Genomic DNA, 21,976 nt, shown 5'->3' with positions numbered 1-21,976 from the left:
TTATTGCGCCTCAAGCTTAGCGCTTCAAAAGCGCTTGCTAGCTTATTCGATCCACTTTACTACGTCATCCATGCTACGGCGGATCTTTTGCGGCTGCGGGTTTACGCGGTAGCCGAAAGGTACGAGCAGCGCCACGCGGCGATCGTTCCAATCAATGCCTAAAATTTCATTTAGCGCCGCGCGATCGAAGCCCTCCATAGGGCAGCTGTCGATGCCGCGGCTTGCAGCCTCGTTCATCATCGCAAGTGCTGCGAACATGCACTGTGCGTGAGACCAATTAAATAACTCCTCATCGTCGTTGTGAAAATAACCGCTTAAAAAATCTTGATAAAATTTATGCCTGTCGCCGATATATTTAGGCGCTTCATCTTTTTTACGTGTAATCATTCGCTCGATATAATCACTCCCTAGCTTTATGTCCTTGATCTTTGCTAAAATCACGACCAGATGTGAGCAAGAGGTGATCTGCGGCTGATTCCACGATTTTTCGCGGATTTGCTCGCGCAGTGCCTTTTTTTGCACAACCAAAAAGTCCCATTGCTCTAGTCCCGTAGAACTAGGTGCCAAGATGCCTGCCTGCAAAATGGCGTCGAAATTGGCTTTACCGATCTTTTTATTCTCGTCAAAAATTTTGCACGCGTGGCGAAATTTCATAATCTCTAAATGCGTCATAGCCTCTCCTTAATTAGAATTTTTGTAGATTAAATATCCGCCATCTTTGCGTCTGATGCTGAGGTTGCCCTCATGCGAGCGCACGCCGATGCGGTAGTAGCCATCCTCTTTAGTGACATTAATATCGCTAAAGCCGCCGATATTTACAGCAAAGCTCGCGCCGCTAAGCGGGATCTCTTGGCGCCAAAACTCCGCTTCAAGCGCGCCCGAAGCATTTGCGTCGGAGCTTTTGAAATCGTCTGCGGTGATGAGCTGCACGCTGTCTTTGCGGATGACAAATTTTAATCCGTCGTCAAATTTAAGCGTCTCTAACGGCAGCTCCAGGCGCGGCGCGAAGCTAGGTGTGATACCACTTTGCGAGACCTGCTTTTGTAAATTTGGATCAGTCGAAGTAACCGAGACGTCCAGTGCCCTATGTAGCGCAGGTTTGGCGCTCGCGCTTAGCACGAAATCATCGTGCCAATCAATCGAGCGATTGATATCAACGATCTTTTCATGCAGAGCCCCGTCGTCGTCCCTATATCGCACGATCAGGCTTTCGATCGTAAGAGCGTCTGAAGGAAGCGCAAAGGTTTGCTGCGTGAAATTTTTAGGCGCGGGAATATTTTGCGGCGTGGCGGCGGAGCTTTGCGCCGGATTGGAATTTTGTGGAGCAGATTGCGCGTTTTGTTGCGCAGTGGAGTTTTGCACCGTAGAATTTTGAGCTGTAGAATTCTGTGCCGCTTTGAAATTTTGCACTATCGTAGAATTTGGCTCGCTTACTTCTGGCACGATCGGTAACTCATCAGGAGGCGGAAGCATCGCAACTGAAGGCTGCGCAGAAGAGTTCAGCTCCGTTTTTATAACCTGCGAAGGAGCGCCGATGCCAGCTTTGGGCACAGAAGCTTTTTTTTCGGTCTGCGAGAGCTGTGCGCTCACAGCTTTTTTGGCGGCGCTTGCTTTGACGCTGGAATTTGCTTCTGCGGCGCTTTTTTGCATTGCTACGGTAGGGCTTTTAGATGTTTCAGGTTTCATTACAGCTTGCTTTTTAGCGTTTGGGCTTTGCGCACCTGTTTTTGGGTCTTTAATCGCCAAATCGGTAGAATTTTGCTCTTTTACCACGACGATGCTGGATTTCGTAGCGTTTGAATTTACGCCATTTAAATTCTCTGCGTTTAAAAAAGCGCAGAGACCCAAAATTAGCAAAAAAATTTTTCTCATTTTTTAAGGTCCGGATCGAGCGAGCGACGCTCTAAATAAAGCTTTTGCAGTTCGGCGTTTTCCTCTTTTAGCCGCTCGACGTCGGTGAATAAAAACGCCTTTTCTTTTTGCAGCTGGCGCAGCACCTCAAACGATCGCTTGCCAAATAGCACATCACCCACAAAGATGCCCGCAAAAACGACGCAGACGATCAGCGCAAGAGCTGCAAAAATCTGCTTAAGCGGTGAAAACGGATTGATAAAATTCAGCCGTTCTTTTAAATTTTTACGCTTTTTTAAAGCTTTTTTAGCGGCAGGATCTGCGTTTTGCGGCGCAAAAGAAAATCCTTGCGTGGCAGGATTTATGTCTTGCGCCGCAAAGCTCGTGCCTTGAGAGCCGCGCTCTACGCTCTGAGCCGCAAAATCCGCGTCGTTTGGGAAGTGGTTTTCTTTAGCGTATAACTCTGCATTCTTTAAATCGCCGCCCCCAATAAATTCCGCGCTGTAAAAGCCCGCGTCTGCTTGCACGCTACCTTCGTAGTTTCCGCTTGTAGTAGAGCTTTTGCTGCTTAAATTAGAGCCGCCGCCTCCGGCATCAGAGGCAGAGCCTGTTTCGTCTACGCCGTGTGAGGTTCCATTGCGATTTTTGCAGAAGCCAGCCCCTACCTCGCTAAAGCCTCCGCTAAAATTTTCATCGCTACAAAATTCACCATCGTCAAAAAAATCGTCCTCGTCAAAGTCTATGTCTGAATATCTGCCTTGCGTGTCCGTATAATCCGCTCCGTCCGCATAGGTGCGTTGTGCACCGCCTTTTAAGCCCCGCTTGGACCTTTTTTTAAAAAACATTTTAAATTCGGCTTCCTAAAAACTCGTCCGTCTCGCGCTCGATCTCAAGCAGGCGGTTGTATTTGGCGTTGCGTTCGCTTCTTGAGGTCGCGCCCGTTTTGATTTGGCCCGTATTCATCGCAACGGCGAAGTCCGCGATAAAGCTATCCTCACTCTCGCCGCTTCTGTGGCTCATCACGCAGCGGTAGCCTTTGCGCTGAGCTAGGCGGATCGTCTGCATAGTTTGGCTGACGGTACCGATTTGATTTGGCTTGATCAAAATCGCGTTACCTACGCCTTTGGCGATGCCTTCGCGTAAAATTTTCTCATTCGTTACAAATAGATCGTCGCCCACAAGCTGCACTTTAGAGCCAAGCTTGCTAGTTAGCTTCGCCCAGCCCGCCCAGTCGTCCTCGCTTAGGCCGTCTTCGATCGAAAATATCGGGTACTTCTCGCAAAGCTGCGCGTATCGCTCTATCAGCTCTTCGCTGCTAAATTCCTTACCTTCTAGCTTATATTTGCCGTTTTCGTACAGCTCGCTGGCTGCGACGTCAAGGGCTAGCTTGATCTGCTCGCCGGCCTTGTAGCCTGCTTTTTCGATAGCTTGCATGATTAGTTTGATCGGCTCTTCGTTATCGTTTAAATTCGGCGCAAATCCGCCCTCGTCGCCTACCGCCGTGCTGTGACCGGCTGCGTTTAGAAGGCCTTTTAGCGTGTGGTAAATTTCGGTCGCCGCTCGCAGCGCGTCGCTAAATTTATCAAATCCAAACGGCATAATCATAAATTCTTGAAAATCCACGCTGTTGTTCGCGTGCGCGCCGCCGTTAATGATATTAAACATCGGCACGGGCAGTACGCTAGCGTTTGCGCCGCCAAGGTAGCGATATAAAGGCACGTCAAGGCTTTTAGCCGCCGCGCGCGCTACCGCCATAGATACGCCAAGCACCGCATTTGCGCCCAAATTTGAGTAGTTATCCGTGCCGTCAAGCTCGCGCATCTCATCATCAAGCGCCTTTTGATCAAAGGCATCCAGCCCGATCACGGCCTCAGCGATCTGCGAATTTACGTTTTCTACCGCCTTTAGCACGCCCTTGCCGCAGTATCTATCGCCCCCGTCGCGAAGCTCCAGCGCCTCGCGTTTGCCCGTGCTTGCGCCGCTTGGCACTATCGCGCTTGCTACGGTGCCGTCGCTTAGAGCCACGGTTGCTTTCACGGTCGGGTTGCCACGGCTGTCAAGTACTTCTATCGCATAAACATCTTCGATATAAATCATCATTCATCTCCACTTTGTAAATTTTCTTCATCGTCCGCGTCTGCGCTGAAATTTACGCTACCCATCTGCTCGCGTATTTTAGCGGTGATCTCTTCGGCGACAGCAGGGTTATTCTCTAGATAAATTTTAGCGTTTTCGCGCCCTTGACCAAGCTTCGTATCGCCGTAGCTGAACCACGCACCGCTTTTATCGATGATATCGAGCTTGACGCCGTAATCGATCAGCTCGCCCACTTTGCTGATGCCCTTGCCGAACATTATGTCAAATTCCGCGATCTTAAACGGCGGCGCCACCTTGTTTTTCACGACCTTGACTTTGGCGCGGTTGCCGATGCTCTCTTCGTTTTGTTTCAAAGTGGCGATCTTGCGTATGTCGATGCGCACCGAAGCGTAAAATTTAAGCGCATTTCCGCCAGTCGTCGTCTCAGGTGTGCCGTAGCCCATCGCGCCGATCTTCATACGGATTTGGTTGATAAAGATCACCGTCGTATTCATCTTATGCACGACGCCGGCGAGCTTGCGCAGCGCTTGGCTCATAAGTCGCGCCTGAAGCCCCACGTGCTGATCGCCCATGTCGCCCTCGATCTCGTTTTTCGGCGTGAGCGCGGCGACGCTATCAACGACGATAAGATCGATCGCGCCGCTTTTTGCTAGGGTTTCTACGATGTCAAGCGCCTGCTCGCCGAAGTCGGGCTGAGAGACGTAGAGATTGTCGGTATCGACGCCTAAATTTGAAGCGTATTTGACGTCCAGCGCGTGCTCGGCGTCCACGAATGCGCAAATTCCGCCCGCCTTTTGGCACTCCGCGATGATGTGAAGCGTAAGCGTCGTCTTACCCGAGCTCTCAGGCCCGTAAACCTCGATGATACGCCCCTTCGGCACGCCGCCGATGCCAAGCGCGATGTCAAGCCCTACAGAGCCCGTAGAGATGGCGTCTATCGGCTCGACCTGCTTATCGCCCAGCCGCACCAGCGTGCCCTTGCCGAAAGCTTTGTCAATCGATTTTAGCGCCGCATCCAGCGTCTTTTTCTTTCCCTCGTCCATGTTTTTCCTTAAAAATAAATTCGCTTGATTTTACCAAATTTGAAATGAATTTTTGATTATTCGCTCAAATTCGGCGCGGCATTCGGAATTTGAAATTTTTAAGGAGCGCAAAAGTTCTGCGCGGCAAGCGGAGAGCATTAAATTTAGCCTTTTAAACAGGCTCTGTTTTTCACGTTTTTCTTTAGAAATTCCACATTTTTATGAGGGTTGTAGCAAAATTTCACTATAATTTCGCAACATTTTGAAATTAGGCCGCGCGCGAAATTTAAAGCGGAGCAAAAAGGATTAAATTTGAAGATTTTTAAGCATATAAACGTCGCCCACTCGCCCGACGCCGACGATATTTTTATGTATAAGGCGATTGATTTCGGCTGGGTGAGTTCAAAAAATCTAAAATTTAGCGCCACCGCGCTTGATATCCAGACGCTAAACGACGAGGCGCTAAAGGGCACCTATGAGGCCACGGCGATTAGCTTCGCGCTATATCCTCTTATCTGCGACGAATACGCGCTTTTGCGCACGGCGGTGAGCTTCGGCGAGGGTTATGGGCCAAAGCTGGTTAAGAAAAAGGGCGCGGTTTTAAAGCGAAATTTCAAAGTCGCGCTAAGCGGTAAACACACGACCAATGCCCTGCTTTTTCGCATGGCCTACCCACAGGCGCGCATAGTTTATAAAAATTTTCTCGACATCGAGGGCGCGGTTTTAAGCGGCGAGGTAGACGCAGGAGTGCTGATACATGAAAGCATTTTGGACTTTTCGGACGAGCTTTGCGTGGAGCGCGAGATCTGGGATATCTGGAGCGAGCTAGCGGGCGAAAATCTGCCGTTGCCGCTAGGAGGTATGGCGGTTCGCCGTAGCCTACCGATAACGGACGCCACCGAGTGCGAGCGCGTGCTAACGGAGGGCGTGCGTATCGCCACCGCGCATAAGCCCTTTTTGTCGCACATGCTGATGGAGCGAAATTTGATCCGCGTGGACGACGCAAAGCTCGAAAAATATCTGAGCCTTTATGCCAACGAAGCCTCGATCGAGCTTTCGCAGGTACAGATAAGGGCGGTAGATAGGCTGTTTGAGCTTGGTTACGAGCGCGGATTTTACCCTGCGCCGCTTAGCGCGCAGGAGAATTTTATCCCGCGCGAATATAACGAGATCCGTTTTGCGGACTGCGGCGGGCAAAACCCGATGTAAAGCCGGGCGAGGTTAAAATTTTAGATTAAATTTTTGGCTCTTGTTTCGGGTGAATTTTGCTCGGAATGAAATCGTGTTTTGGCTAAATTTCTCGTCGTTAAGCGGAGTGACTTGGCTAAATTTTGCTTCGGCGCAAAAGCGGGCGCGCAAGGTAGAATTTTACCCGCTCTTGCCATTGCAGTGCTGTGCCGTAGTTTTTGAAATTTAGCCGCGGAGCATAGAGAGTTTAAAATTTAGCGCAAATTTAACGCTGAGCTCGCCGCGGATTTTGCCGCCAAGCTGTGCCAATCGACCGCGCTGTAGCGTTATTATCGCCGTGCAATCTGTAGCTGCGCCTTAAATTTACGGCTACGCAGCGATGAAATTTTACGCGTGGAAGCATATTGCGCGACTGTGTTTTGTGCCGCAGGGTGCGAGTTGCGGTGCGATGTAGCGCGCTGCTGAAAACATATCGAAAGCGAGATAAATTCAATCGCGCTGGCGGCGCTAAATTTTGAAATAGCGTTTGCGTCTCGCACCGCACCTCGCGGCGGTATCGCTAAATTTTAAAACGATACGGGGCGAGCGGCAAGCGCAAAATTTAGAAATGAAATTTAAAAGGCAAAATTTTGAAAACAAAGCAGATAGATTTTAGCAAATACACCTCCGTGCGCATCGGCGGGAGCTTTGCGGTGCAAATTTTAAAAGACGATACCGATTTTGCAGAGTTTGAGAGCATAGCGGGGGGCGCGATCATCGGCGGTGGCAACAATCTGCTCATCTCGCCCGCGCCGCCGCACCTTGCGATGCTAAGCGAGGAGTTCGATCGTATAAGTTTAAGTGGCGATGTCCTTAGCATCGGGGCTGCGACGAAGTCGGGCAAAATTTACAACTTCGCCAAAAAGCAGGGCCTCGGCGGCTTTGAGTTTTTGCGAAACATCCCGGGCACGCTCGGCGGGCTAATCAAAATGAACGCGGGGCTCGCCGGCGCTAGCATCAGCGATAGCCTGCTTGCCGTGCGCCTAACTCGCGGCTGGGTGGAGCGCGAGCGGATAAGCTTCGGCTACCGAAGAAGCGGGATCGAGGAGCCGATTTTGGGCGCCGAGTTTAAAATTTCACGCGGCTTTGATGCCGAACTCGCCGCGGATTTCACCGCCAAACGCGCCAATCAGCCAAAGGGAGCTAGCTTTGGAAGCTGCTTTAAAAACCCGCCTGGCGATGCCGCGGGTAGGCTGATCGAAGCGGCGGGATTAAAAGGCTACAGGGTCGGCGGCGCGAAATTTAGCGAGCAGCACGCCAATTTCATCATAAATTTCGGAGGCGCGAGCTTTGAGGATATGATGAGCCTGATAGATCTCGCTCGCGAGCGGGTTTTGCAGCGCTTCGGCGTCGCGCTTGAGCTAGAGGTTAAAATTTTATAGTTCAGGCGCGGACTTCGCAGGCTAAGGCGGTGAGCAGCGTTACGAGCGAGCCTCTGCGCACGGCGACGGCGAGGAGGTAAAAAGCTGTGTTTATAACGAATGCGGCGTGCTTGCGGGCGGCTTTTGCCTAAGAGCGTTTATTGTGGCGGTCTATATATTTTAACCCCTATCTTTTGGTATTGCTCGGGCGCAAGTCCGACCTTATTAAATTTTATCGCTCTTTTGCTTTTGCAAGCAAACCGCCTACTTGATCGTTCGCATCTGCTAACGGCGTAAATTCACACTATTTAGCTAAATTTTTGATATAATCTCCCGCTTTAAAAGCTAAAATTCAAAGGAAAAACATGAAATTTATTTCTCACAAAATTTTAAAAAGCGCGGTTTTGCTGGCGGCATTGGGATCTTTTGCGACTTGCGGCGCCGAGATGCAGCAGCCTAGCGGCTACGCTATAAGCGGCGCAGCGCTATCGGCGATAGAGGAGGACAATAGGGCGAAAGAAAATTATCTAGTCATTGATGTTAGAAGTGCAGATGAGTACGCTGCAGGCCACATAAAGCACGCGATCAACATCCCTCTTGGAGAGCTGGAAAGCAGGCTGGACGAGATAAACGCCTATAAAGATAAAAACGTCGTGCTTTATTGCAATACGGGCAATCGCAGCAGCAAGGCGCTTGATCTGCTTAAACAAAAAGGCTTCAGTGTGCTTATGAATGCGACTGGCGTGAAGCAGTACGACTATGAGCTGTATAAAGTCGGCAGCATAAACGCGGAGGGGTTTTTGAAAATAGCAAATGATCCGAACGTGCTGATCATCGACGCTAGGCAGAAGCAAGACTACGACGCGGGGCATATGAAAGGCGCGATAAATATTCCTGACGGCGAGCCTTTAGAAAACTACAAGGACGTGCTTAAGGCCAATAAAGACAAAAAGATGATCACGCACTGCTACAGCGGCAACCGCAGCGCCAAGCTCGCCAAAGCCCTAAACGAGCGAGGCTACAACGTCACAAATCTACTTGACGGCACGAAAGAGTATAATTACGAGCTGGTGAAGTAAATCGAGATTGGCTCTTGAGGTAAAATTTTACGACCATTTTTTGTATTCGCCGCGTCTTTATAAAATGCAGCTTCGCGGCACCCGATAAGACAGGCGCCGCTAAATTTGAAATTATTTGCTCCGCCTGCTCATTTGGCGCCTACTTTGCATAAAATTTGTCTTTGATGTAGGGCGTAAATTTTAAATTCTCCATACCGAGGCGGTAATAGCGCTTGGGAGTTTAGCTCCTTTTAGAGGAATTTTTAAAATTTAAATCATAAAGCTGTAGCGGGAAAGCAGGTATTTAGAGCTGAAAAAATAGAAATTTACAAGCTAGCGCGGGTTTTGTGGGATGTAAAAGTGAAACGGACTCTATAAAAGTTGCGTGAATTTTAAATACAGACGAATCGCTTAAAAATTTTATTTCCGAAAATGGAATTTCGCGCTAGTAGTGCGTGCGTTTTAAATAGCCTCACAAATCCCGATAAAATTTGCGCTTTAGGAGAGGCAAGCAAAGTCAAAGCCGAATTCTAAAAGCAAATTAAGCCCGCAATGTATTTTTTCACTCCGTCATTACAATAAAACGAATTTCAAGCGGAAGTCAAACGCAAGAATCAAATTCTGCACGAAATTTTATTCAACCAAGAATTCCTTCTTATCGATTGTGCCGTGATAAAAAATCTCGAGCGTATCGTCAAAGGTCTTATCCAAAAATCCGTCTTTTTTTAGTCCCGCTAAAGATGTATTGATTAGCTCTAGCAGCGCATTATTGCCCTTCTGTACGGCGATTGCGTTGTAAGTTTGCTTACCTAGACCATCCAAAACAACCTGCGTTTTATTATCGATGATCGCGTATGCGTGCAGGATTAGATTATCATCGACATGTACGGCGTTTTTCGCCCTCTTGAAAGCGCGGTAGCATTTAGCCGAACTGGCGCAAAAGTTTAAATTCTTCTTAAAGCCCGCTTTGCGTAAGAAATTGTGAATAGGAGAGTGTTTGATGACGAAAATCCTCTTTTTGCGCAGCTGATCGAAGCTCGTGACATTCTCGTCTTTTTTGGCTAGCACACCTACCTGCACCTTAAAATAAGGCTCCGAAAAATCTACTTTTTTCGCTCGCGCGGGCGTCGGAGTAAAGGTCGCAATCACCATATCCGCTTCATTGCGCTGTAAAGCGCTAATGCGTCTTGAAGCCGTGATCGGGATAAATTTTACCTTGCCGGGATTATCGCCGAAAATCTCCTTGCCGAGCTTTTCGCCAAGAGCAATCTCAAATCCCCTGTATTTGCCGTCTACGAGCGCACTAAACGGCGGCTGATCGTTATATACACCGATGCGAACGAGCCTATCTTTTTTGATCTGATCCAAAGAATTTGCAGATAGAAAACCAAGTAGCAGAGCCGCCAAAACAAATACTTTCATTTGCTCCCCTTTTAGTTGAAATAAGGCGCAATTATAATAAAAAGAAATTATAGCCAGCTAAAATTCTGCGATTTATGGCGCATTTTCATCTAAATTTATAAAAAGATGGAATTCATGGAGAAAATTCTATGCCCAATTTACAAACGAAATCTCATAAAAAACTTACACGAGCGAAATAAAAAGCTCTTTTAATTAAATTTTATAGACAAAATTTACGGATGAATTTCACGCTAGAAAACCTTATCAAAATTTACGATATTCTTAAAAGCAAACGGCGAAATTCTACGCAGATTTAGCGTCTAATTGCGAATTTAACTAAGGGGCGAAATTTAGCACTGCATCAATTATACAGAAGCCAAGCTCTTAAAATTTCGTAAAGACTAAGCCAAGATGCAAACTTGGCAGTAACAACCTTAGATCGGCATTACACGGATGTTCGGGCTAAGGTTTTCTTGCAAAACATTTTCGATCGCGTATAATGTGCCGCTCGCACCACTGGCGCAGCCGCTACAAGCGCCTAGGTAGCGGATATATATGTCCGTTTTGCCGTCGTCTGCAGGCCTGATGTCGATGACGTCGAGATTGCCGCCGTCCATCTGAAGCATCGGGCGGATATCCTCGTCAAGCACCCCTTCGACCGCTTTAAATTTACCGATCAAATTTAGCTGCTCAAAGCTCATCTCGGCTCCCGCTTTCGCGCTAGTAGCGGCACTCGCCTCGGCTTGAGCTTGAAGTCTCTCTCTCTCCATCTCCTCTCTGGTTTGCTTTAAAATATCGACCAGATAGTAATCCTTCTCCTCGTGTCCGCCAGGGCGCACGCAGGATTTGCAAAACGCGCCCGCTTTGGTGTATTGCGTGATCTCCTCGACCGTGTGAAGGTCGTTTAGGCGGATCACCTCTTTGATCGTACCGAGGCTCACGCGCGCGCAGTCGCACACGATGATTTCGTCCTCAAAATGCGCGGGATCGACGCCCTTGTAATTCGCAGCAGCCTGCTTGATGACGTCGTATGCCATTACCGAGCAGTGCATCTTTTGCGGCGGTACGGCGGGCTCATCAGGGTTATCGCGCATCGCGTGCTCTACGTCTAAATTTGTAATCTTTACCGCTTGATCGACGGTCTTTCCGATGCAAAGCTCAGCCATCGTGTCCGAACTCGCAATCGCCGTGCCGCAGCCGAAGCTTTTAAATTTAGCGTCTAAAATTCTATCGGTTTTAGGATCTATCAACCAATATAGCCGCACCGCATCGCCGCAGCTCTCGGCGCCGAAGTCCGCGACCACTAGCTTACCGCCTCTAGCCTTCGCTTCCTCCTCGGTGATCTCACCCATATAGCGAGGATTGTTCATGCGATCCTGCACTTTTTGCGAGTACTGCTCCCAGATCGAGCCGTTTATCAAACTATTTTTTGCCATTTTTTATCCTTTATTTCTTCTCATAACCTTGCGGTGCGTAAGCAAACGTGCTTGAAATCCCGCGCAAACGGGCGATAGCTTTACCAATATGTTCGATCGCGTAATCGATCTCTGCCTCCGTCGTAAAGCGCGATAACGAAAGCCTTAGCGCCGTATGCGCCAGCTCCTTATCCGCGCCGATTGCTTCCATTATTGGGTTATTCTCAAGCGCCTCGCTCGCACATGCAGAACCCGTAGAAGCGGCTATGCCCGCTTTATTTAGATCCCACAGCATCGCCTCTCCCTCGACGCCTTGGATTGAGGCAAGAATGGTGTTTGGCACGCGAATGCTGCGGTCGCCCACGACGCTTACGTTTGGAATTTGTAAAAGCGCATCCTCCAGCTTATCGCGAAGTCTGCTTACCTGCGTGCGCTCAAAATCCATAAATTTATTCGCTAGCTCCAAAGCCTTACCGAGCCCCACGATGCCCGCGACGTTTAGCGTGCCGCTGCGGCGTCCGCCCATCTGCTCGCCGCCGTGAAGTAGGCTCGTAAGCGGCTTACTATCTTTTATGTAGAGTGCGCCGACGCCCTTTGGAGCGTGAAATTTATGCCCGGATAGGCTTAAAAAATCCACATCCGCATCGCGCACGTTCACCTTTATCTTACCTATCGCTTGCACCGCGTCGGCATGATATAGCGCGCCATGCTCGTGTGCGATTTGTGCGATTTTTTTTACGGGGAAGATAGTGCCGGTTTCGTTATTTGCCCACATCACGCTAACAAGCGCGGTTTTGTCGTTGATCTTTTCGCTAAGCTCGTCAAGATCGATCAAGCCGTTTTTATCGACGCCCAGGCGCGTGATCTTTACGCCGCAAATTTTTTCTAAAAAAGCACAGGTTGCGCTGATTGCGGGGTGCTCGACGGAGCTTATGACGATATTATCCTTCTCGCCGGTTAGAATTTTATCGTAGTAAATTCCTTTTAAAACCCAGTTATTGCTCTCGGTCGCACAGCTCGTGATGACGATATCGTCCGCATCCGCAGCTCCGAGTCCTGCATAGAGCCTATCCATCGCGGCTCTTAGCGCGGGGTGAGTCTCGCTGCCGAAGCTGTGAAGGGAGTTTGGGTTGCCGTATTTATCGCAAAAAAACGGCTTCATCTCATCAAAAACTTCGGGATCGACCATCGTAGTGGCGTTATTATCTAAATAAACGCGCTGCATAAAATTCCTTTCTAAAATTTGTCTGAAATTTAATCAGACAATTTCGCTCTTTTATCAATTTCGCACGATAATATAACATAATTGCTAAATTTTTCTTTAACGCCTGACGTTTTAAAAACCGAAAGTTTTCGGAGAATTTATTAGATCGAAAAATTCCTTACGCGTGTCGTTTCGGCTGATAAAAAGCCCCCTAAGTGCCGACGTAGTCGTGGTCGAGTTGATCTTTTGCACGCCGCGCATCTCCATGCACATGTGCCGCGCCTGCAGCACCACGCCCACGCCGAGCGGATGGATTACCTCTTGGATTGCGCTTGCGATCTGCTCGGTAAGCTGCTCTTGGATCTGCAGCCTGCGCGCGAAAATATTTACCATACGCGGAATTTTACTAAGCCCCACGACCTTTTTATTCGGTATGTACGCGACGTGTGCGCGCCCGATGATCGGCAGCAGATGGTGCTCGCAGAGACTATAAAATTCTATATCTTTTATCAGAACCATCTCGTTGTTGCTGCTCTCAAACAGCGCGTCGTTTAAAATTTCTTTTGGATCCAGCTCGTAGCCACTAGTTAGAAACTCATAGGCTTTAGCTACGCGCCCCGGCGTCTTCGCAAGCCCGTCGCGCTTCGGATCCTCGCCTAAAATTTCAAGCATCTGCGACACGCAGCTTTCAAATTTAGCTCGGCTTTTTTCGTCCATTTTTAGCAATTCCTTAAAATCGATGCGCGATATTACTCAAAAACGCCTTTTATAACGCTGATAAATTTTAAAATTCCGCGCGAAATTTTATCAATCTCATTATGTTAATGATAATATATTTAAATTTAAGAAATTTTTGTTTAAAATCCGCCGTTTCGATAAGCTTTATCTACAAGGAGTTCGGTAATGAAATTTAAGATGAGTTTTGGTGCGGCTTTGGCGCTTTTTTCCTTTGCTTGCGCCGAACAAAACGCCGCAGCAAATTCCGCCTCGGGCGAAAACCTAGGCGATATCGAGGTCGTAGAATGGGCGAATAACGACGACGGTTACCGCGCCGTACGCAGCGAGATCGGCAAGACGACTAAGAGAATTTTAGAAATTCCGCAGACCGTAAACGTCGTAACGCAGCAGCATCTAAAGGACAAAAAGCCAGACACCCTAGCCGAATCGCTGCAAAACGTAAGCGGCATAAGCTATGCAAATACGACGGGAAATATTTTCGATGCGATCATCAAGCGTGGCTTCGGCGAGGGTCGCGACGGCTCGATTATGCGCAACGGCGTACCGGGCGCCGTGATACACAACTACAATAAAACTATTCAATCCGTCGAGGTTCTAAAAGGGCCCGCGAGCATGCTCTACGGCGCGCAGCAACCGGGCGGCGTCATAAACATGGTAACCAAAAAGCCGCAGTATGAGTTTATAAATGAACTTTAGGGCGGGCTAGGCAACCGCAACTATTGGGACGCAGGATTTGATACTGCGGGACCGATCGTAGATAGCGGCTTTGCGTATAGATTTATATTCGATTACTACGCGAAGGATTATTGGCGAAATTTCGGCGGTATAAAAAACACGCTCTTTGCGCCGTCGCTTGCGTATCAAGGAGACGATTATTCGATAAACTTAGGCTACACCCATAGCCGCTCTACCGATCCTGTGGATCGCGGCGCGTTTTTGGTGCCGAGTACGGGTAAAATTTACGGCAGCGGCAAAGTCCGCTTCGACGAGCCGGTAAATAAACTACAAAGCAAGCTCGATACGGTTGATTTCGGCTTTGAGAAGGAATTTAACGAGGATTGGATATTAAAAGGCGCTTACGCTTTCTCGCGCAGCAAGCACGAATACGGCTACGTCCGTCCGAACAATCCATTCACGCCCCAAGGCCTTACCGGCACGACGCGATCGTATAACTACTACGATAATTTCATACACCGCACGCACGCAGCAAGCGTCACGCTAAACGGCAAATTTGAAACGGGTCCGCTTAAGCACGACGTTCTTTTCGGCACGGATTACAAAAACTACTACAGATACCGTCCGGGCGCGCTAAAAGGCACCGCAGGACGCATCAATATGCTTACCGGACAGACCGCTTCGGGCGCCGTCTTAACGAACGATAGAGAGCCAAAAATACAATATCAAAAACTAAGAACGATCGGACTTTACACGCAAGATAATATAAATTTAACCGACGAGTTGATACTTTCTTTGGGCGTGCGTAGGGAATTTTACGATCAAGTAGCCAAACAAAGCTGGCGAGGACCGAACAGCACCGATCAGAAAAAGGCTGCTACGACCTATCAGGGCGGGCTTTTGTACCTGTTAAGTCCGCAGTGGTCGGTATATACTAACTACGCACAAAGCTTCACGCCGCAGATGTCCATAGGCGAGGCGATAGGCGGCGATCTAAAGCCGGAGGAAGGCAAATCTTTGGAGTTCGGCACTAAATTTCAAAACGATCGCGTCACTGCAGGCGCGGCGGTGTTTAATATCGATAAAAGAAACATCCTGCGAACGGTAAATAATATAAGCGAGACGATCGGCAAGGCCCGCTCGCGAGGATTTGAGCTCGATATAAACGGGCGCGTGACGCAGGGGCTTAGCATGTCGGCGAGCTACGCATACACCAAAACGAGGGTGCGCGAGGACGACGGCGCTTTTGCGGTGCTAATCGGCAAACCGCTGGAAGCGACGCCGAAGCACCAAGCAAGCCTATTTGCCAACTACGATTTCGCACATCTAGGCGCAAAGGGGCTTAGGCTCGGCGGCGGCGCGCGATATTTCGGCTCGTGGTACACCTACTATATGCGTACGAACCTACCGAACGTGCCCGCAGGAACGGCGTTTAAGCTGCCTCACGCCGTAGTTTATGACGCCTTCGTGAGCTACGATACTAAAATTTCGGGCTATGATACGAATTTTTCGTTCAATGTCAAAAATTTGACCGACAAAAAATACTATACCTCATCCTCAACCGGCACAACCACGAGCGTGATACCTATTCAAATGGGCTACGCGCGGCAGTTTATGTTTAACGTATCGGTAAAATTTTAACCTCAAGCCTGCTTTAAATTTTAAGGCAGGCTTTTAAAATTTTAAAATTTTGATAAATACAAACCGCTTAGGCTCGGCAAATTTTAGGAATTTATACTTTAAATAAGAAATTTTTTGATATATTATTCGCTATTTTTAAATTTTCTAAAGGAATTTTATGGAAGTAAAAGCAAAAATGAAAGACGCCGCAAATGCGGTAGCTGCGAGCAAGATCGAAGCAAAGCAGATCGCAGCCAAAGTAGAAGAGCTAGCCAAAAAGGCCTCCAAGCAGCTAAGAATCGACGGATTCAGACAGGGTAAAGTGCCTACCGCGGTGGTTTTGAAGCGATACGGCAAGCAGCTTGAGGGCGATGCAAAGCAGGAGCTTCTTAAAAATATGATCGACGAGTCTCTTAAAATTTTAAAGAAAAAACAAGATGAAATTTTATCCGAGCCGGTCTTTTCTAAATTTGATGAAAAAAACGGCGATATCGATGTGGAGATCGAAATTTCTTTCAGACCAGAAGTTAGCGTAGAAGGGTACGAGGAGCTGATTCCTAAGTTTAGCAGCCCGCGAGTTACTCAAAAAGAGATCGACGAGAAAGTAGCGGAATTTTTGCAGATGATCGCTCCGCTTTCTAAAACCAACAAAAAAATTCTAGCCAAAGACGATTTTGCAAAATTCGACTTCGAAGGCTTCGTGGATGGCAAGCCATTCGACGGCGGCAAGGCGCAGGATTACGTCCTTCAGATCGGATCAAATCAATTCATCCCTGGCTTTGAAGACGGAATGATCGGGCTTAGAGTGGGTGAGGAACGCGACGTAGCGGTTAAATTTCCGCAAGATTACGGCGCGAAAAGCTTAGCCGGCAAGGACGCGATCTTTAAAGTCAAGCTTCACGAAATTCAGGCTAAAAAGCCTGCCAAAGAGCTCGGCGAGGAGGAGCTAAAACAAGCGCTTCCGGGCGAGAAAGAGCCGAGCAAGGAGAAATTTGAAGCGCGCATCAAAGAGCGCATCAAAAACGATAAGCTTCAAAAGCTGATAAACGAGGATCTAAAGCCTAAATTTGCCGACGCGCTCGCCGAGAAATTTAACTTCGCGCTTCCAAAAGCGATTGTCGAGCAGGAGATAAATTTACAGTTTAACAACGCCTGGAGCGGCTTTTCAAAAGAGCAGATCGAGGAATTTAAAAACAACAAAGACGCCCTGGATAAAAAGCGCGAAGAGTTTAGAAAGGCTGCCGAAAACAGCGTCAAACTGACATTCCTAATCGACGAGCTAGCCAAAAAACGCAATATCGATGTGAGCGATCAGGAGCTCGTCCAAGCGGTCTATATGGAGGCCTATACCTACGGCGCAAACCCGAAAGAGCACCTAGATAGGTACCGCAACAACGGCATGCTGCCGGCCGTTAAAATGGCGCTAATCGAGGAGAAGCTATTTAACGATATTTTCTCCAAACAAGGCAAAAAAGAAGAGAAGGGCGAATAGATGGTGATTCCTTACGTTATCGAACAAACTAGTCGCGGAGAGCGCAGCTACGACATCTACTCGAGGCTGCTAAAAGATCGTATCGTAATGCTTAGCGGCGAGATCGACGACGCGGTAGCAAGCTCGATCGTCGCGCAGCTTCTGTTTTTGGAGGCGGAGGATCCGGATAAGGATATCTATCTATATATCAACTCCCCTGGCGGCGTGGTTACGAGCGGATTTAGCATTTATGATACGATGAATTACATCAAGCCCGACGTAAGCACGATCTGTATCGGTCAAGCGGCATCGATGGGGGCGTTTTTGCTAAGCTGCGGAGCCAAAGGTAAACGCTACGCGCTTCCAAACTCGCGCATAATGATCCACCAGCCCCTCGGCGGCGCGCAAGGCCAAGCTACCGACATCGAGATCCAAGCCAAAGAAATTTTACGAATGAAAGAAATTTTAAATGGCATCCTTTCGCAAAATTCCGGCAAAGATCTCGCGCAGGTCGAAAAAGACACCGATCGCGACTTTTTCATGAGCGCCGAGGATGCCGTACAATACGGCTTGATCGATCAAGTACTTCAAAAGAGCTTTAAATAGATGATCCTGAACGTCCTTACCTATCCGAATAAAAAGCTATATCAAAGATCGATCGAAGTCGTGAAATTCGACGCGGCGCTGGGCGAGCTTTTAGACGATATGTATGAGACGATGATCGCAAAAAACGGCATAGGCCTTGCCGCCATCCAGGTAGGAAGGCCCGTGCGCGCTTTGATCATAAATTTAGCCAATGAGGAAAAAATCCAAGACAAAAAAGACCTCATCGAGATCATCAATCCGCAAATTTTAAAAAAGGAAGGCGAGGTCGTATTTCAGGAGGGCTGCCTGTCGGTGCCCGGCTTTTACGAGGACGTAACACGCGCCGAGTTTATCACGGTGCAGTTTCAAGACCGCGCCGGCAATACCCACGAAATGGACGCTAGCGAACTGCTAGCCGTCTGTATCCAGCACGAGATGGACCACCTCGACGGACATCTTTTCATCGAGCGCATCGGATACAATAAACGCAAAAAATTTGATAAAGAATTCAAAAAAAGCCTAAAAGAAAAATCGAAATGAAATCCCTAAAATGCGCTGCCTTCACGGATGCACTGATCCCCGTAGAGGTCGAGTCGACATTCGTGCGGGGGCTGCCTGGATTTAATATCGTAGGCCTTGCAGGAGCTACGATAAAAGAGAGTGAGAGCCGCGTAAAAGCCGCGCTTATGAGCTTAAATTTTAAATTTCCCGCGTCCAAAATCATCATAAATCTCTCCCCCTCCGACACGCCCAAAAACGGCTCGCACTTCGATCTTGCGATCGCGCTTCTAATCGCGCTGCAAAAAGAGCGCATCGACGGCGATTTCTTCGTCTTCGGCGAACTCGGTTTAGACGGCAGCTTAAAGAGCACGGCGAGCCTCTTTTCGATCCTGCTTTTTTTAAGCACGAAGGTGAAGCGCGCTAAAATTTTAGTGCCGCAAAGCATTGCTCTAAAGGCCTGCACGATCCCAAACTACGACGTTTATGCGGTGGATAGCCTAAGCGATGCGGTCAGATTTTTTTTAGACGAGGAATTTGCCGCAAGCAGGCTCATGCGAGAAACCCATCCGCTTTTTAAAAACGTCGTGGAGATTGGCGGGCAAGCTTACGTCCCTAACCGCGATTTTTCGCTTGATTTCAAAGACGTAAAAGGACAAAAGCGCGCCAAGCGCGCGAGCCTGATCGCCGCGTGCGGCATGCACAACATCCTCTTTGAGGGCAGCCCGGGATGTGGCAAAAGCATGTGCGCAAAGCGAATAGCCAGAATTCTGCCTCCGCAGAGCCTAGGCGAAGTGCTGCTCTCGTGCGCCTACGAGTCGCTAAATAACAAAGACGTCGATTTTAGCGCGCTGCGCCCCTTCCGCTCGCCGCACCACACCAGCACGCGCAGCTCGATTTTCGGCGGCGGCAGTAGCGGCGCAAAAATCGGCGAGGTCGCGCTTGCAAACGGCGGCGAGCTGTTTTTCGACGAGCTGCCGCACTTCGGCAAGCAAATTTTAGAAAGCCTGCGCGAGCCGCTGGAGGATAATAGAATTTTGATTTCGCGCGTAAATTCCAAGGTCGAATACCAAACGAAATTTATCTTCGTCGCGGCGCAAAACCCCTGCCCGTGCGGAAATTTATTCTCCAAAAACCTCACCTGCACCTGCTCGCTAAACGACATCAGGCGCTACAAAAACACGATCTCCGCGCCGCTACTGGATCGCATCGACATATACGTCGCGATGGACGAGACCGGTGCGGACGACAGAAGCGACGTTTGCAGCGAGGAGATGGCTGATGCGGTGCTACGGGCGTTTTGCGCACAAAAGGCTCGTGGGCAGAGCGAACTAAACGCAAAGCTGCGCGACGAGGAGACCAAAAAATTTTGCGTCTGCGAAAGCGCTGCGCGAGAGGTTCTGCAAACGGCGATCACCCGCTACGATCTTTCGCAGCGCGGCGTAAATAAGACGCTAAAGCTCGCGCGCACGATTGCCGATCTAGCAGGCGCAGAGATCATCGCTAAGGCGCATATTTTGGAGGCTCTTAGCTTTCGCATAAGGAGCGAAATTTGAAAAAAATTTTCTTTAGCACCGCAGAACTCGACGCGCGAGCAAGCGCAAAATTTGGACTTGGCGAGCAAATTTTAATGGAAAACGCCGCTTGCAAGATCGAGGGCGAGATCAGAAAGCGACTCAAAAAGGGCTCGCGCATTTTAGCACTTTGCGGCGGCGGAAACAACGGCGCGGATGCGATGGCGGCGCTGCGAAAATTAAGCGGGGATTTTAGCTGCACGGCGCTTTGCGTGCTCGAAAATAGAAGCGCGGCGGGCAAATTTCAAGCGGATGCGGCGCGGGCTGCGGGCGTTAAACTTATCGATATCTCGAGCGTAAAAGACGCTTGCGAGCACGTAGAGGAAGCGTCTAGCAAGGATGCCTGCGCGCATGAAAGCGTAGACGGCTCCTCTTTAAAAGGCACTGGCGCAAGCGAGCCGCGGGGAGAGCTCGAAAGCCTAAGCGGTGCAGACATTTCGTGTGACGGCGATAAATTAAGCGCAAAATTTGAGATCGCGGGACGCAGCGGCGAGCACGGCAACCTAGGCAACGAATACGGCGAGCCGAGCATCCTGCACGATGAGATTATAAACGCAGACTGCATAATCGACGGAATTTTCGGTAGCGGTTTAAACAAAGCCTTAAGCTCTGAAATTTGTGAAATTTTATCTCTCGCAAATAGCTCAAAATCCCTAAAAATCGCCGTAGATATCCCAAGCGGCATCGACAAGTTCGGGCGCATTTTAGGCGGTGCATTTTGCGCGGATCTGACGATCGCGATGGGAGCGCTCAAACTCGCGCTGTTTTCGGACGGCGCGAAGGATTATGTAGGGCAGATCAAGGTCGCAAATCTTGGAATTTCGCGCTCAAATTTCGAAGGACGGAGCGAATATTTTCTGCTTCAAAAAAGCGATCTGAAGCTGCCGCTACGCAGGAAGCAAAACACCAACAAGGGCGATTTCGGGCACACCTACGTCGTAAGCGGACAGATGAGCGGAGCGGCGCAGATGGCGGCCCTAGCGGCTCACGCGATCGGCAGCGGGCTCGTTAGCGTCGTTAGTGAGGGACCATTAAATCTGAGCCCGATTTTGATGCAAAAAAGCTCATTCGATGCCGCGCGGGTCGTAGTCTGCGGCTGCGGCCTCGGGGAGCGGAAGATCGATCTTGCCGCGCTGCGGGACAAAAGCTGCGTCATCGACGCCGATCTATGCTACGAGAGCGAAATTTTAAGCCTGTTAAACGCCAATTCAAATTTAATCCTAACGCCCCATCCGAAGGAGTTTTGCTCGCTTTTAAAGATCGCGGGTATCGCAGATCTTAGCGTGAGCGAGCTGCAAGGGCGCCGCTTCGAGCTTGCGCGGGCGTGGAGCGAAAAATTTAGCGGTGTGCTCGTGCTAAAGGGCGCAAACACGCTCATTGCGCAGGCAGGCATCACCTACGTCTGCGACAAGGGCAGCGCCGCGCTCGCAAAGGGCGGCAGCGGCGATGTGCTCGCAGGGCTCATCGGCGGGCTGCTCGCGCAAAGCTACTCGCCTCTGCAAGCCTCAATCTGCGGCGTCCTAGCCCACGCACTCGCCGCGCGAGCCTTCGCCAAAAACTCCTACGCGCTAAATCCGCTCGATCTCATCGAGGAGGTAAAATGGCTGTAAAAAAGCTCGCCGTGCTTTTTAGCGGCGGCGGTTCGAATTTAGAGGCTATTTTGCAGAAGCTGCACGGCAAAACTTTTGGCGAAACTAAGATCGAAGTCGTGCTAACGCTAAGCAACAAAGCCGACGCCGGCGGTATCGCAAAGGCCGCAAAATTCGGACTTCAAAGCGTGATCCTAAATCACAAAGACTTCGCTAGCCGCGAGGAATTCGACGCCGCGCTCGTGCGCGAGATCGAAAAAAGCGGCGCGGAGCTTACGGTACTTGCGGGCTTTATGCGAATTCTCACGCCCGTTTTTACGAGCAGGGTTCGCGCGATAAATTTGCACCCGTCGCTGCTGCCCCTTTTTAAGGGCGCGCACGCGATAGAGCAGAGCTTTGAGAGCGATATGAAGGTGGGCGGCGTGAGCGTGCACTGGGTCAGCGAGGAGCTTGACGGCGGCGCGATCATCGCTCAGCGTGCGTTTGAAAAGAGCGCGGGCATGAGCTTTGAGGCTTACGAGACCAAAATCCACGAGATCGAACATGAGCTATTGCCGCAGGTGGTCGTAGAAATTTTGTGCCAAAGCTAA

General features: G+C 49.4%; 20 protein-coding genes. 11 read left to right on the top strand and 9 right to left on the bottom strand.

The window, feature by feature from the left end; all coding sequences use genetic code 11:
* Positions 1-42 precede the first annotated feature (42 nt).
* From CGRAC_RS00470 to recA, 5 genes are read right to left on the bottom strand one after another with little or no spacing between them, the layout of a single operon-like run.
* Positions 43-672, bottom strand: a complete 630-nt coding sequence (locus CGRAC_RS00470) for an NAD(P)H-dependent oxidoreductase (RefSeq protein WP_005871547.1) — start codon at positions 670-672, stop codon at positions 43-45.
* 9 nt (positions 673-681) lie between these two features.
* The gene (locus CGRAC_RS00465; protein WP_005871549.1) at positions 682-1,872 is read right to left on the bottom strand and encodes a hypothetical protein; all 1,191 of its coding nucleotides are present in this window, start codon (positions 1,870-1,872) and stop codon (positions 682-684) included.
* Entirely contained in the window at positions 1,869-2,696 is an 828-nt protein-coding gene (locus CGRAC_RS12360) for an FtsB family cell division protein (RefSeq protein WP_005871551.1), read from the bottom strand. The genes CGRAC_RS00465 and CGRAC_RS12360 overlap by 4 nt, the downstream gene beginning before the upstream one ends.
* A 1-nt stretch (position 2,697) precedes the next feature.
* Positions 2,698-3,948 carry a phosphopyruvate hydratase gene (eno, locus tag CGRAC_RS00455; protein ID WP_005871553.1) on the bottom strand — a complete coding sequence of 417 codons (1,251 nt, stop codon included), beginning with the start codon at positions 3,946-3,948 and terminating at the stop codon, positions 2,698-2,700.
* Complete coding sequence (recA, locus tag CGRAC_RS00450) at positions 3,948-4,991, bottom strand: recombinase RecA (protein ID WP_005871554.1); 1,044 nt, start codon at positions 4,989-4,991, stop codon at positions 3,948-3,950. Before recA ends, eno begins: the two co-directional genes overlap by 1 nt.
* Positions 4,992-5,282: 291 nt before the next feature.
* On the opposite strand from recA, the gene CGRAC_RS00445 reads away from it, so the two are divergent.
* The 3 genes from CGRAC_RS00445 to CGRAC_RS00430 all read left to right on the top strand — a co-directional run bounded on the left by CGRAC_RS00445 (position 5,283) and on the right by CGRAC_RS00430 (position 8,637).
* A complete protein-coding gene (locus CGRAC_RS00445; RefSeq protein WP_005871556.1) occupies positions 5,283-6,179 on the top strand; it encodes a menaquinone biosynthesis family protein in 897 nt (298 codons plus the stop codon).
* 608 nt (positions 6,180-6,787) lie between these two features.
* The gene (locus CGRAC_RS00435; RefSeq protein ID WP_005871562.1) at positions 6,788-7,579 is read left to right on the top strand and encodes a UDP-N-acetylmuramate dehydrogenase; all 792 of its coding nucleotides are present in this window, start codon (positions 6,788-6,790) and stop codon (positions 7,577-7,579) included.
* A gap of 344 nt (positions 7,580-7,923) precedes the next feature.
* A complete protein-coding gene (locus tag CGRAC_RS00430; RefSeq protein ID WP_005871566.1) occupies positions 7,924-8,637 on the top strand; it encodes a rhodanese-like domain-containing protein in 714 nt (237 codons plus the stop codon).
* 612 nt (positions 8,638-9,249) lie between these two features.
* Here CGRAC_RS00430 and CGRAC_RS00425 read toward each other — a convergent pair.
* From CGRAC_RS00425 to folE, 4 genes are all read right to left on the bottom strand, one after another.
* Positions 9,250-10,038 (bottom strand): transporter substrate-binding domain-containing protein, encoded by a 789-nt coding sequence (locus CGRAC_RS00425; protein WP_005871569.1) that lies wholly within the window; start codon positions 10,036-10,038, stop codon positions 9,250-9,252.
* 413 nt (positions 10,039-10,451) lie between these two features.
* Complete coding sequence (locus tag CGRAC_RS00420) at positions 10,452-11,453, bottom strand: iron-sulfur cluster assembly scaffold protein NifU (RefSeq protein ID WP_005871570.1); 1,002 nt, start codon at positions 11,451-11,453, stop codon at positions 10,452-10,454.
* Between the two features lie 10 nt (positions 11,454-11,463).
* A complete protein-coding gene (locus CGRAC_RS00415; protein ID WP_005871571.1) occupies positions 11,464-12,657 on the bottom strand; it encodes a NifS family cysteine desulfurase in 1,194 nt (397 codons plus the stop codon).
* A gap of 111 nt (positions 12,658-12,768) precedes the next feature.
* Positions 12,769-13,353 carry a GTP cyclohydrolase I FolE gene (gene folE, locus CGRAC_RS00410; RefSeq protein WP_005871572.1) on the bottom strand — a complete coding sequence of 195 codons (585 nt, stop codon included), beginning with the start codon at positions 13,351-13,353 and terminating at the stop codon, positions 12,769-12,771.
* A 186-nt stretch (positions 13,354-13,539) separates the two neighbouring features.
* Here folE and CGRAC_RS12355 point away from each other — a divergent pair, with 186 nt between their 5' ends.
* The 8 genes from CGRAC_RS12355 to purN all read left to right on the top strand — a co-directional run bounded on the left by CGRAC_RS12355 (position 13,540) and on the right by purN (position 21,976).
* A complete protein-coding gene (locus CGRAC_RS12355; RefSeq protein WP_005871573.1) occupies positions 13,540-14,070 on the top strand; it encodes a TonB-dependent receptor plug domain-containing protein in 531 nt (176 codons plus the stop codon).
* Between the two features lie 54 nt (positions 14,071-14,124).
* Positions 14,125-15,690 carry a TonB-dependent siderophore receptor gene (locus CGRAC_RS00405; RefSeq protein ID WP_322786805.1) on the top strand — a complete coding sequence of 522 codons (1,566 nt, stop codon included), beginning with the start codon at positions 14,125-14,127 and terminating at the stop codon, positions 15,688-15,690.
* A 157-nt stretch (positions 15,691-15,847) separates the two neighbouring features.
* The gene (gene tig, locus CGRAC_RS00400) at positions 15,848-17,161 is read left to right on the top strand and encodes a trigger factor (RefSeq protein ID WP_005871576.1); all 1,314 of its coding nucleotides are present in this window, start codon (positions 15,848-15,850) and stop codon (positions 17,159-17,161) included.
* Positions 17,162-17,746 (top strand): ATP-dependent Clp endopeptidase proteolytic subunit ClpP, encoded by a 585-nt coding sequence (gene clpP / locus CGRAC_RS00395; RefSeq protein WP_005871578.1) that lies wholly within the window; start codon positions 17,162-17,164, stop codon positions 17,744-17,746. It abuts the gene before it with no gap.
* Entirely contained in the window at positions 17,747-18,265 is a 519-nt protein-coding gene (def, locus tag CGRAC_RS00390; RefSeq protein WP_005871580.1) for a peptide deformylase, read from the top strand. It begins immediately after the preceding gene.
* Positions 18,262-19,779 carry a YifB family Mg chelatase-like AAA ATPase gene (locus CGRAC_RS00385; protein ID WP_005871582.1) on the top strand — a complete coding sequence of 506 codons (1,518 nt, stop codon included), beginning with the start codon at positions 18,262-18,264 and terminating at the stop codon, positions 19,777-19,779. Before def ends, CGRAC_RS00385 begins: the two co-directional genes overlap by 4 nt.
* Positions 19,776-21,407, top strand: coding sequence for an NAD(P)H-hydrate dehydratase (locus CGRAC_RS00380; protein WP_005871584.1), 1,632 nt, complete (start codon positions 19,776-19,778; stop codon positions 21,405-21,407). The genes CGRAC_RS00385 and CGRAC_RS00380 overlap by 4 nt, the downstream gene beginning before the upstream one ends.
* Positions 21,398-21,976, top strand: coding sequence for a phosphoribosylglycinamide formyltransferase (gene purN, locus CGRAC_RS00375; RefSeq protein WP_005871586.1), 579 nt, complete (start codon positions 21,398-21,400; stop codon positions 21,974-21,976). The genes CGRAC_RS00380 and purN overlap by 10 nt, the downstream gene beginning before the upstream one ends.

It is taken from the genome of Campylobacter gracilis (assembly GCF_001190745.1).
GTDB lineage: Bacteria > Campylobacterota > Campylobacteria > Campylobacterales > Campylobacteraceae > Campylobacter_B > Campylobacter_B gracilis.
The sequence above is the reverse complement of the archived record's forward strand: the minus strand, read 5'-3'. Positions and strand labels throughout refer to the sequence as shown.

What these genes read in the sequence shown, in the direction of transcription:
- CGRAC_RS00470 (WP_005871547.1), bottom strand. Translation starts at nt 672, where the DNA reads ATGACGCATTTAGAGATTATGAAATTTCGCCACGCGTGCAAAATTTTT.
- CGRAC_RS00465 (WP_005871549.1), bottom strand. Translation starts at nt 1,872, where the DNA reads ATGAGAAAAATTTTTTTGCTAATTTTGGGTCTCTGCGCTTTTTTAAAC.
- CGRAC_RS12360 (WP_005871551.1), bottom strand. Translation starts at nt 2,696, where the DNA reads ATGTTTTTTAAAAAAAGGTCCAAGCGGGGCTTAAAAGGCGGTGCACAA.
- eno (WP_005871553.1), bottom strand. Translation starts at nt 3,948, where the DNA reads ATGATTTATATCGAAGATGTTTATGCGATAGAAGTACTTGACAGCCGT.
- recA (WP_005871554.1), bottom strand. Translation starts at nt 4,991, where the DNA reads ATGGACGAGGGAAAGAAAAAGACGCTGGATGCGGCGCTAAAATCGATT.
- CGRAC_RS00430 (WP_005871566.1), top strand. Translation starts at nt 7,924, where the DNA reads ATGAAATTTATTTCTCACAAAATTTTAAAAAGCGCGGTTTTGCTGGCG.
- CGRAC_RS00425 (WP_005871569.1), bottom strand. Translation starts at nt 10,038, where the DNA reads ATGAAAGTATTTGTTTTGGCGGCTCTGCTACTTGGTTTTCTATCTGCA.
- CGRAC_RS00420 (WP_005871570.1), bottom strand. Translation starts at nt 11,453, where the DNA reads ATGGCAAAAAATAGTTTGATAAACGGCTCGATCTGGGAGCAGTACTCG.
- CGRAC_RS00415 (WP_005871571.1), bottom strand. Translation starts at nt 12,657, where the DNA reads ATGCAGCGCGTTTATTTAGATAATAACGCCACTACGATGGTCGATCCC.
- folE (WP_005871572.1), bottom strand. Translation starts at nt 13,353, where the DNA reads ATGGACGAAAAAAGCCGAGCTAAATTTGAAAGCTGCGTGTCGCAGATG.
- CGRAC_RS12355 (WP_005871573.1), top strand. Translation starts at nt 13,540, where the DNA reads ATGAAATTTAAGATGAGTTTTGGTGCGGCTTTGGCGCTTTTTTCCTTT.
- tig (WP_005871576.1), top strand. Translation starts at nt 15,848, where the DNA reads ATGGAAGTAAAAGCAAAAATGAAAGACGCCGCAAATGCGGTAGCTGCG.
- clpP (WP_005871578.1), top strand. Translation starts at nt 17,162, where the DNA reads ATGGTGATTCCTTACGTTATCGAACAAACTAGTCGCGGAGAGCGCAGC.
- def (WP_005871580.1), top strand. Translation starts at nt 17,747, where the DNA reads ATGATCCTGAACGTCCTTACCTATCCGAATAAAAAGCTATATCAAAGA.
- CGRAC_RS00385 (WP_005871582.1), top strand. Translation starts at nt 18,262, where the DNA reads ATGAAATCCCTAAAATGCGCTGCCTTCACGGATGCACTGATCCCCGTA.
- purN (WP_005871586.1), top strand. Translation starts at nt 21,398, where the DNA reads ATGGCTGTAAAAAAGCTCGCCGTGCTTTTTAGCGGCGGCGGTTCGAAT.